12 protein-coding genes are annotated in these 9,714 nt (G+C 63.5%); 2 read left to right on the top strand and 10 right to left on the bottom strand.

Annotation, left to right across the window (positions count from 1 at the left end):
• Positions 1 to 567 (top strand): LysR substrate-binding domain-containing protein (locus WC739_RS22650; protein ID WP_372955228.1); only part of this gene is annotated, 567 nt, incomplete at its 5' end.
• Positions 568 to 600: 33 nt separating this feature from the next.
• On the opposite strand, the gene WC739_RS22645 is transcribed toward WC739_RS22650, so the two are convergent.
• From WC739_RS22645 to WC739_RS22605, 9 genes are all read right to left on the bottom strand, one after another.
• A complete protein-coding gene (locus WC739_RS22645; RefSeq protein WP_372955227.1) occupies positions 601 to 1,554 on the bottom strand; it encodes an alpha/beta hydrolase in 954 nt (317 codons plus the stop codon).
• 244 nt (positions 1,555 to 1,798) lie between these two features.
• Positions 1,799 to 1,984 carry a hypothetical protein gene (locus WC739_RS22640; RefSeq protein WP_372955226.1) on the bottom strand — a complete coding sequence of 62 codons (186 nt, stop codon included), beginning with the start codon at positions 1,982 to 1,984 and terminating at the stop codon, positions 1,799 to 1,801.
• A gap of 184 nt (positions 1,985 to 2,168) precedes the next feature.
• Positions 2,169 to 4,238: an ASKHA domain-containing protein gene (locus WC739_RS22635; RefSeq protein ID WP_372955225.1), complete on the bottom strand. Its 2,070-nt coding sequence runs from the start codon at positions 4,236 to 4,238 to the stop codon at positions 2,169 to 2,171.
• 10 nt (positions 4,239 to 4,248) lie between these two features.
• Positions 4,249 to 5,223, bottom strand: a complete 975-nt coding sequence (locus WC739_RS22630; RefSeq protein ID WP_372955224.1) for a methyltetrahydrofolate cobalamin methyltransferase — start codon at positions 5,221 to 5,223, stop codon at positions 4,249 to 4,251.
• A gap of 79 nt (positions 5,224 to 5,302) precedes the next feature.
• Positions 5,303 to 6,394 carry a methylenetetrahydrofolate reductase gene (locus WC739_RS22625; protein WP_372955223.1) on the bottom strand — a complete coding sequence of 364 codons (1,092 nt, stop codon included), beginning with the start codon at positions 6,392 to 6,394 and terminating at the stop codon, positions 5,303 to 5,305.
• The gene (locus WC739_RS22620; protein ID WP_372955222.1) at positions 6,391 to 7,014 is read right to left on the bottom strand and encodes a methylenetetrahydrofolate reductase C-terminal domain-containing protein; all 624 of its coding nucleotides are present in this window, start codon (positions 7,012 to 7,014) and stop codon (positions 6,391 to 6,393) included. Before WC739_RS22620 ends, WC739_RS22625 begins: the two co-directional genes overlap by 4 nt.
• Entirely contained in the window at positions 7,007 to 7,309 is a 303-nt protein-coding gene (locus tag WC739_RS22615; protein WP_372955221.1) for a virulence factor, read from the bottom strand. The genes WC739_RS22620 and WC739_RS22615 overlap by 8 nt, the downstream gene beginning before the upstream one ends.
• A 186-nt stretch (positions 7,310 to 7,495) precedes the next feature.
• Positions 7,496 to 8,074: a DUF4893 domain-containing protein gene (locus WC739_RS22610; RefSeq protein WP_372955220.1), complete on the bottom strand. Its 579-nt coding sequence runs from the start codon at positions 8,072 to 8,074 to the stop codon at positions 7,496 to 7,498.
• A gap of 22 nt (positions 8,075 to 8,096) precedes the next feature.
• The gene (locus WC739_RS22605; RefSeq protein WP_372955219.1) at positions 8,097 to 8,726 is read right to left on the bottom strand and encodes a DUF1638 domain-containing protein; all 630 of its coding nucleotides are present in this window, start codon (positions 8,724 to 8,726) and stop codon (positions 8,097 to 8,099) included.
• Positions 8,727 to 8,820: 94 nt separating this feature from the next.
• Between WC739_RS22605 and WC739_RS22600 the strand changes: the two genes are divergently transcribed.
• Positions 8,821 to 8,946, top strand: coding sequence for an entericidin (locus WC739_RS22600; protein WP_372955229.1), 126 nt, complete (start codon positions 8,821 to 8,823; stop codon positions 8,944 to 8,946).
• Positions 8,947 to 9,015: 69 nt separating this feature from the next.
• Here the strand turns inward: WC739_RS22600 and WC739_RS22595 are convergent.
• Positions 9,016 to 9,714 (bottom strand): corrinoid protein (locus WC739_RS22595; RefSeq protein ID WP_372955218.1); only part of this gene is annotated, 699 nt, incomplete at its 5' end.

The following is a 9,714-nucleotide window of genomic DNA, read 5'->3' as shown; positions in this document are numbered from 1 at the left end:
GAGCGCGTGCTGCCGCATGTGCTGAAGCGTTTTGCGCAGTCGCACCCGTCCATCGCCGTCGATGTCACCATTGACCAGAGCAGCAATTTGCGCCGGCGCATGGACGACCGGGCGCTCGACATCACGCTGCTCACCAATTCCTACAAGACCAGCGCCGTCGGCGCCGAGGTGTTGCTGACCGAGCCCATCGTCTGGGCCGGCGCCAAGGGCGGCTGCGCGCATCTGCGCGAACCCCTGCCGGTGTCGTTGTGGGAGGAGGGCTGCGCGTGGCGGGCGGGCGCGCTCGACGCGCTGGGCCGCGAGGGCCGCAACTATCGCATCGCCTATATGAGCGCCCACACGGCGGGCCAGCGCGCCGCGATCATGTCCGATCTTGCCGTGGCGCCGCTGCCGAAGTCGTTCCTCGGCAATGACATGGTCGAGCTCTGCCCGAAGGACGGGATGCCCGACATCGGCACCTACAGTCTGGCGATGGTGGTGTCTCCCGATGCCAGCGCCCCGGTCAAGGCGGTCGCCGACCATATCCGGGCGACGTTCGAAGTGTTCCGCGAAACGGGAAAATTCTGATCCGTCAGCAGCGTCGGCCCGGGAACGGAAGCGTTACTCCGCCGCCTGGGCGGAGGCCCCTACAACACTTGCTCTGTTGTCCTGCATGACCGGCCAGCGATTGTCGTTGAGAAAATCAACGATGTGTTGGCGGGCGCGGCGCGATTCCGGCATGTCAATCAGCGGCCAGACGTGGACCATGCCGTGCTCGTGGACAACGTCGATCTCGACGCCTACGGCTCGGGCTTTTTCGGCGAAGATCAAATTGTCGGGGGTCAAGAGGTCGCGCGAGCCGGTCAAGAGCAGGGTTTTCGGCAGCACCGACAGATCGCCGTAGAGTGGGCTGATGTGCCAGTCGTTCCGGTCGATGCCGGCGCTGTAGAGCCGGATCGCTTCGAGGCCGCCTGGAATGCCAAGCCAGGGATCGTTGCGTTCGGCCTCGAAGAGCTTCGGGTTGGACAGCGACATATCGAGGCCCGGTGAAATCAGCACATGACGCGACGGCGTGGGCAGGCCGTCTTCCGCGGCCATCATGGTCAGCACCACCGCCATGTTGCCGCCGGCGGAATCGCCCATGAAGATGATGTCGTCCGCCTCCGCCTCGTCCAGCATCCTGCGGTAGACATCGCCCACCATGCCGAACATGGCATGGAAATCATGCTCGGGGGCAATGGGGTAGATCGGCACGGTGATACCGTAACCCAGCCGGTCGGCCATCTCGGCGATCAGGTGCCAATGATAGGGCGTGATTTCAAAGACATAGGCGCCGCCGTGCAGGTAAAGAATCCGCTTTCGCTCGCCCGCCCTGGGAGCGATTTCATAGACGGGAAAGCCATCGACCAGGCGTGTCTCTATGTCGAAACGCCGATGCAGCGATGCTGGGGGGCGGTGGTCCTCGGTCTTGCGCGCGGCAGCGATCCAGCGCTGCAGGTTTTCCGGGCTGGAAAACGCCTTCTTGCGGCTGTGCCTGAGGACGAAGGATACGACGTGGCTCTTGAAACTTGGCATGCGGATACACGAACTTCGGCTGCAGCCGACTAAGAGAATTCCCCCTCTTTCTCGAAGATCGTGCCGTGGCTGGAAATGTCAAGATTTACGCAGTGTCTACACGGTGGTGTGATCCATTCCGCCGTCGCCGAGCGGGGTCACCGACGGGGCAACAGCGCGGCGCGCAGCCGACTGCTGGCGGCCACCGAGGACGTGCGATATCCCCGGCGGCTGTCCAGCAATTTGCATTTGTCGGCGAAGGTCATCAGCGCGCCGCGCTCCAGATGGTGCCGATGAGGGCAGCCTTTTGACTGGATCGGGGCGAGACCGGCCAGCCGATATCCTTCTGGATCTCGGGCGGCAGGCTGTTCAGAATACGGCGCGCCTTGTTGCGGTCATGGGCATTCTTGATGGCCGCGCCATAGCGACCCAGGCTTTCGAGCATCGACATCGTTGTCTCCCTTGGGCTGTGGGCGGCCGGAAGATGTTTCCTGCCTGCCGTTCGATGCCGGTCTAATGCGCCTGCCATGTATCTGGCCGATTTCACGAAAACAACGTGACGGTTTCCGGATCAGGCGATCCGGAAACATTTGTATACAAATGAGTTTGAGAGGGGGCAGCCGCGATGCGGCCGCTTATTCCCGGCCGCGCCGAGCTGCGTGGCCTTCGCGCCCGCGCCGGCGCGGCGCGGCGTCGCCGGCGATGCCGTCCTCGCTGACCGTCTTGCGCGGCGGCAGCTTCACCGCAGCCGACAGTTTCGGGAACGGATCGACCTTGTTCGGCAGCGCCATGGCGTAGACGAAATGCTCCTGGAATTTCGGCTCCAGCGCGGTCTCGATCTTTTCGATCTTGCTGACCGTGTCCTCGATCTCGCGGCGATAGCCGCGATTGAGCAGCGCCATGCGGGCACCGGCGCCCGCCGCGTTGCCGACGGCGGAGACCTTGTCGAGGTCGCAATCGGGGATCAGGCCCAGCACCATGGCGTATTTGGGATCGATGAAGGAGCCGAAGGCGCCTGCGAAGTGGATGCGGTCGACATGGTCCGTATGCTGCTTCTCCATCAACAGCTTGGTGCCGGCATAGAGCGCTGCCTTGGCGAGTTGGATGGCGCGCACATCGGTCTGGGTGATGGTGATCTTCGGTTCGCCTTCCTTCAGCACATAGGAGAAGGTGCGGCCGTTGGCGGTGACGCGCGGCGAGCGGGCGGAGAGCCCACCGTCGATGACGCCGTCTTCCGAGATGATGCCGGAGAGATACATTTCCGCGACCACCTCGATGATGCCGGAGCCGCAGATGCCGGTAACACCGGTGGCCTGCACGCTGTCGAGGAAACCGGGATCGTCGGACCACAGCTCCGAGCCGATGACGCGGTATTTCGGCTCCAGCGTGTCGGGATCGATGCGCACCCTCTCGATGGCGCCGGGCGCGGCGCGCTGGCCGCCGGAAATCTCGGCGCCCTCGAAGGCCGGGCCGGTGGGCGAGGAGGCCGCGACGACGCGCGTTCGGTTGCCAAGCACGATCTCGGCATTGGTGCCGACATCGACGATCAGCATCATCTCGTCCTGGCGATGCGGGCCTTCGGAGAGCGTCACGGCCGCCGCGTCTGCGCCGACATGGCCAGCGATGCAGGGCAGCATATAGAGCCGGGCGCCCTGGTTAAGCTTGAGGCCGATGTCGGACGCCTTGATATGCACCGCGCCGGAGACTGCCAGCGCAAAAGGCGCGCCGCCCAATTCGGTCGGATCGATGCCCAGGAACAGATGGTGCATGATCGGATTGCCGACGAAGACGGAATCCAGGATGTCGTTGCGCTGGACATTGCCTTCGGCGCAGACCTTGTCGACCAGTCCCGAGATCGCCTCGCGCACGGCGACCGTCATGCCTTCGCGGCCGTCCGGGTTCATCATCACATAGGAGACGCGGCTCATCAGATCCTCGCCGAAGCGGATCTGCGGGTTCGATGTGCCCGACGATGCGGCGACGCGGCCCGACAGCAAGGACACCAGATGCATCGCGATGGTGGTGGAGCCGATATCGCAGGCGAGCCCGTAGGCTTCGTTCTTGAGGCCCGGCCACAGGGCGATCACCCGCGCCGTTTCCGTCTCGGCATCCTTGTGGATGGCGGCGGTGGCGGTCCAGTTGCCTTTGCGCAGGATGCCCTGCACCTGCGGGAGCAGATGGAAATCGAAATCGAGGCTTTTCAAGCCCCAGTCATGCATCAAGGCGATCTTCAGGCGGTCGAGATCGCCCAGCGGCTTGTGCATGTCGGGCTCTTCGATCTCGACATAACACATGCGGATCGCCGAATCGCGGGCGATCACCCTGGTGTCGGCATCCTTGCGGATGGTCTGCGCGTTGATGACGGTGTCCTGCGGCACGTCGATGACGAGATCGCCGAGGATCTGCGCCGAGCAGGACAGGCGGCGCCGCTCGGGCAGGCCGCGGACGCGCTCATAGCGCTCTTCCTTGGGACCCTTGGGCGAGATGTGGTCGTTGGACGAAACGATCTTGTGCTTGGCGAAATTGCCTTCCTGCACTTCGATCTGGCAGCGCCCGCAGGTGGCCCGTCCGCCGCAGACACTTTCGACATAGACGCCGAGCTGGCGCGCGGCATCGAGCACCGGCGTGCCGACGGGAAACCGCCCGCGTTTGCCCGAGGGCATGAACAGGACGAGCGGATCGGTGATGTTGGCAGGTGAATTCACGATTGCGCGCTTATCCCCGGCCCATGCGGGCTTCTCGGCCGCCACGGCGGCGGCCACCGCCCGCGCCGCCGTCGCCCGGCGCGTTGACCTGCGTCGGCGCCGCGACCGCCTGGCCGCCCTCGGCCGGCTTGTAGTCCTTGTAGGTGCGGATCCAGTTCGTGCAGTTCTCGTCGGTGCCGTTGAGGACATTGGCGCCGCGGACGGCTTCCATTTCCTGCGGACGCACCGGGTTCATGATCGCCGAGGTCATGCCGGCGCCGATCACCATGGGGATGAACGCGGCGTTGATGCCGTGGCGGTGCGGCAGGCCGAAGGAGATGTTGGACAGGCCGCAAGTGGTGTTGACCTTGAGCTCCTCGCGCAGGCGCCGCAGCAGCGCGAACACCTGGCGGCCGGCATCGCCCAGCGCGCCGATCGGCATCACCAGCGGGTCGACCACCACGTCATGCGCTGGAATGCCGAAATCGGCGCAGCGCTCGACGATCTTCTTGGCGACGGCGAAGCGCACGTCCGGATCCATCGAAATGCCGGTCTCGTCATTGGAGATGGCGACGACGGGCACGTTGTATTTCTTGATCAGCGGCAGGATGGCTTCGAGCTTTTCTTCCTCGCCGGTGACGGAATTGACCAGCGGGCGGCCCTTGGCAACCTTAAGCGCGGCCTCGATCGCGGCGGTGACCGAGCTGTCGATCGAGAGCGGCAGGTCGACAAGGCCCTGTACGATCTCGAGCGTCTGCACGAGGAGGCCGGGTTCGGTCTCGTTCGGGTTGACCGAAGTGACGCCGGCATTGACGTCGAGCATGGTGGCGCCGCAGGCGGCCTGCTCGAGCGCGTCCCTGATCACCGTCTCGAAATTTCCCGCGATCATCTCGGCGGCCAGCTTCTTGCGGCCGGTCGGATTGATGCGCTCGCCGATCACGCAGAAGGGCTGGTCGAAGCCGATGATGATTTCTCGTGTCGCCGAGGCGACGATGGTCCGGGTCATGAAATCTCTCCGTCGTGATATAAAGAATTCTTTATATCGTTATCTGGTTCCGTTCAAGCGAATGGTGGTCGGTCGGGCGTCAGTGCGCCGTCTTCACCATGTCCACCTGGGTCTCGGTGATATCGTCGTGCAGGATGTGCTCAAGGCGGTCGGCCACCATCTGGTCGTCGCGGCGGATTTCGCGTTTCCACGGCTGGCGGCCCTTGAGCACGCCGGACTCATCGACGATCTCGGCAACGTATTCCTCCTGCCGATAGGCCATCACATGGACGCCCGAGACACCGGGGATTTCCTTCACCTCGTTGATGATGTCGATGCAGAGCTGCTTGCCTTCCTTCTTCTGGTCCTGCGCGCCTTCCAGCCGCTTGATAACGGAATCGGGAATATGGATGCCCGGAACATTCGACCGGATCCACTTGGCTGTCTTGGCCGAAGCGAGCGGTCCGACGCCAACCAGGATGAAGCATTGTTCGGTGTAGCCGAGGTCGCGCACCTTCTGCATGTAGGCGCGGAACATCGGCACGTCGAAGCAATACTGGCTCTGCACGAATTGCGCGCCGGAGGCGATCTTCTTGCCAAGCCGATGCGGGCGGAAGTCGATCGGCGGCGCGAACGGGTTGATGGCGGCGCCCAGGAAGAGCTGCGGTGGCGTCGTCAGCTTGCGGCCGGAGAGGAACTTGCCATTGTCGCGCATGATGCGGCAGGTCTCCAGCAGCGACATGCAGTCGAGGTCGAACACCGGCTTGGCGCCGGGCTGGTCGCCGGCCTGAACGCCGTCGCCCGTCAGGCAGAGCATGTTGGCGACACCCATCGCCGCGCCACCCAGCACGTCACCCTGGATGGCGATGCGGTTCTTGTCGCGGCAGGCGATCTGCATGATCGGCGCGTAGCCCATGCGGGTCAGCAGCGCGCAGATGCCGACCGACGACATGTGGCAGTTGGCGCCGGACGCATCGACCGCGTTGATCGCATCGACCCAGCCGTCGAAGATTTTCGCGCGGTTGTAGACGTCTTCCGGGTCGGCGCTGTCGGGCGGATTGAGCTCTGTCGTCACCGCGAACTCGCCGCGCCGCAGGACGCGCTCCAGCCGGCCGCGCGAGGTGTGGCCGGGCAGGGGATCGAGCGGCAGGTGGATGCCGGCCGGGTTTTCGTCGCGCTGGCTGCCGATCATGCCGATGCCCCGGTCCTTGCCGACGCGGCCGCCTCGCGCGCGGCCGCCGCCTGCGCGGTGACGCGCAGCCAGGCCGAGGTCTCGCGCAGCGACTGGTCGACCGGCTTCTGCACCGCCAGGATCCTGTCGCCGTGCACCATGTTTTGGGATCCTTCCCAGGCCTTGACCCAGACGCAGGGCATATCGGGCTCGACCTCGCAATTGCCATTGGCGCGCACACCGCCGCACGGGCCGTTTCGCAACTGCTTGGGGCAGTTCATCGGACACGACATGCCTGTCGACGACAGGATGCACTGGCCGCACATGCGGCAGTCGAACATGAAGCCCTTGACGCGCCTCTCGACAAATTTGATCGGCCCTTCGACACGGCCATAGCCGATGCCTTTCCACAGGGGATGAAGCAGCAGGAAGGTATCGGCGAAACGGGCATAGAACCATTCGAGTAGGCGCGAGTGCCTGATCGACCAAAGGCGGACCGCGAAGGAGCGCTGCACGCGCCGTTGCGGCGAGACATCAGCCGGCTTGTAGTCGGATTTCGGCGCCGCCTTCTTCACCAGAGTGGCCTGGGTGACCGGCTGGACAGCGCCAGGGCTATCCTTGGCAGGAACGGTTTCAGACATTGTCTTTGCCGCCCGCCTTCACCAGAGCGACCAGCCGCTCACGGTCGTATTTCGCGTCGAGGTCCTGAAACGCCTTCTCGACCTCGGCTTCGAGATCGTCGCTGACCGGAACAGGATCGGCCTTGCGCCATTCGGCCAGATAATCGTCGGTGCCGCCGGCGCCGGTGCGCATCGCGCACATGTCGATCGCCTCGGTGAAGCGCAACGGCAGTTCGCGCTTGGCATTCTGCCGGCCCTTCTTGACGATGACCTGGGCGGGTATGTCGCGCCAGTAGACGACGATCAGATCGGCCATGAAATTCTCACTCCTCGATCCGTCGAGCATTGCCGCATGCGCAATGGGCCCGCTTGTTATGGGACGACGCGCGCGCATTCAAAAGCGACGCATTTGAATGTCGTAAAATGAAAGGTGCGTTTATTCGTTTGCGACGCGCGCGGAGAGGAACCCGGCGGCCTCGGACGGGCGCCCCAGAATCATGGATCAGCGCTTCAATTCCATGATGTCGAGCTTCGATTCATAGTAGGGCGCGGGGAGCTCGATGCGCCATTCCCTGGCACTGTTGCGGAAGGCATAACCGACCTGGTCGGTTTGCGGGCCGCTGCCATAGGGTTTTGCCGGATCGGCATTGACATAGCCCGAGCCAAGATAGATCGCACGCTTGTCCCCATCGTCGAAGAAGCGGCCCTTGGTGCGCTGCGAGCCGCTGGTCTTCTCCAGTCGCCAGCCGGAACCGTCGTCGGTCACCTTGCATTTGAACCAGCCATAGATGACGAGCGGGGACAATCCGCCGGCCTTGATGGTGCGGCAGCGCCAGTTGCCGGTCAGGTCGCCCTCGGAGAACGACACCAGCGGCTTTGCCAGCAACGCATCGAGCTGCCTGACGTCGGCCGGATTTCCCGCTTTCGCCTCGGCCAGGGCGGCCTTGCGGGTCTCGCCATATTTGTCGAGCCGCGCCTTGTCGGCAGGCGTGATCAGTTTCTGTATCTCGCCGTCGGCGAATGCAGGCAGGGCGGAACAGGCCGCCAGGCACAGCGACAGCAGCAATGAGCGAACCAGCATCAAAATTCCTCCCCGGTCGTGTTCAGGCGTGTGCGGTTGCCCGCGACATCCCGGCTGCCAGGTCGCCATAGCCGGTGGCGCGGCGCTCATAGGCCAGACCGAGCAGTGCGGCGGCCTTCTCGGCGACCCTGTCGAGTTCCGGATCGTCGGTTTGGGCCAGGTAGATCAGCCTCTCATAATTGCCGAAATAGTCCTGAATCAATTCCGGGTGCCGGTCGAGGCCGAGCGGCTTCATGAAAAATGCATCGAACTGGCGGCAGAGAAAATCGGTCATGTAGAAAGACATCATGTCGCCGTCGGCGACTTTCGCATAGGCTTCCATGCCCTGGTAAAAAGCGAAACAGTGCGGGCCCGCCATGCGCTCGACGCCGTGCATCTCCAAGACGCGGTCGAGCAGGCCGCCGGTACCGCAATCGCCATAGCCGACAAAGATGTTTCGATAGCCCTCCAACCGGGCCTTCTCTATGGCCTTGTCCATGGCCGGGGCTATGCGGTCCGGATGAAAATGGAACTCCGCCGGCAGGCAGGTCAGCTCGAGATGATCGAGCCCGAGCTGGTCCTTGATGGCCAACACCTCGCGCGCGATCATTCCACAGGCGATGACAAGCAGCCTGTCCGATTGGGCGATTGTGTTCTTTTCTGTCTTGGCCATGGAACCAGCAGAGCCGGCTTTCGTTGCAATGAGGCAAATCTACCGCGAGAGGGATAAACCGTCCATGAAAACACAGACATATGCAGTTGTTGCGATGCTCGCCAGTGTACTGCTGGTTTCCGCATGCGCGAACACAATCCGTGGCGTCGGCAAGGATGCCGCCGGTACCGTTGACGCGACGCAGAATGCCGGCAAGCGAGTCTCGAACGCCGCCCAGTAGCGCCAGGCCGACACTAAGCGAAGCCCAAGTCACGAGAAACGGCCGCCATGATTGGCGGCCTTTTCACGATTAGGCGGAAGCCCGCATATTGTGCTTGCGCTTCATGTAGTCCTTGGCGGTTTCGACGGCCACGGCTGCGTCGCGGCAATAGGCGTCGGCGCCGACAGCCTTGCCGAATTCCTCGTTGAGCGGAGCGCCCCCGACCAGCACGACATAGTCGTCGCGGATGCCCTTTTCCTTCATGGTGTCGATGACGACCTTCATGTAGGGCATGGTGGTGGTCAAAAGTGCGGACATGCCGATGATGTCGGGCTGGTGCTGCTCGATCGCGTCGAGATATTTCTCGACCGCATTGTTGATGCCGAGGTCGATGACGTCGAAGCCGGCGCCCTCCATCATCATGCCGACCAGGTTCTTGCCGATGTCGTGGATGTCGCCCTTGACGGTGCCGATCACCATCTTGCCCTGCTTGGGCGCGCCGGTGGCGGCCAGCAGCGGCCGCAGGATGAACATGCCGGCCTTCATGGCATTGGCCGACAGCAGCACTTCGGGAACGAACAGGATGCCGTCGCGAAAATCCTCGCCGACGATGCGCATGCCTTCGACCAGGGCTTCGGTCAGCACCTTGTAGGGCACCCAGCCGCGCTCGAGCAGGATGTTGGTGCCTTCCTCGATCTCTTCCTTCAGGCCGTCATAAAGATCGTCGTGCATCTGCTGCACCAACTCGTCGTCGGACAGTTCGGAAAGGATGATCTCGTCGTCGGCCAT

The sequence above is a fragment of the Mesorhizobium sp. genome (genome assembly GCF_041661565.1).
Classification (GTDB): domain Bacteria; phylum Pseudomonadota; class Alphaproteobacteria; order Rhizobiales; family Rhizobiaceae; genus Mesorhizobium.
This window is presented reverse-complemented; position numbering and strand designations above follow the sequence as displayed.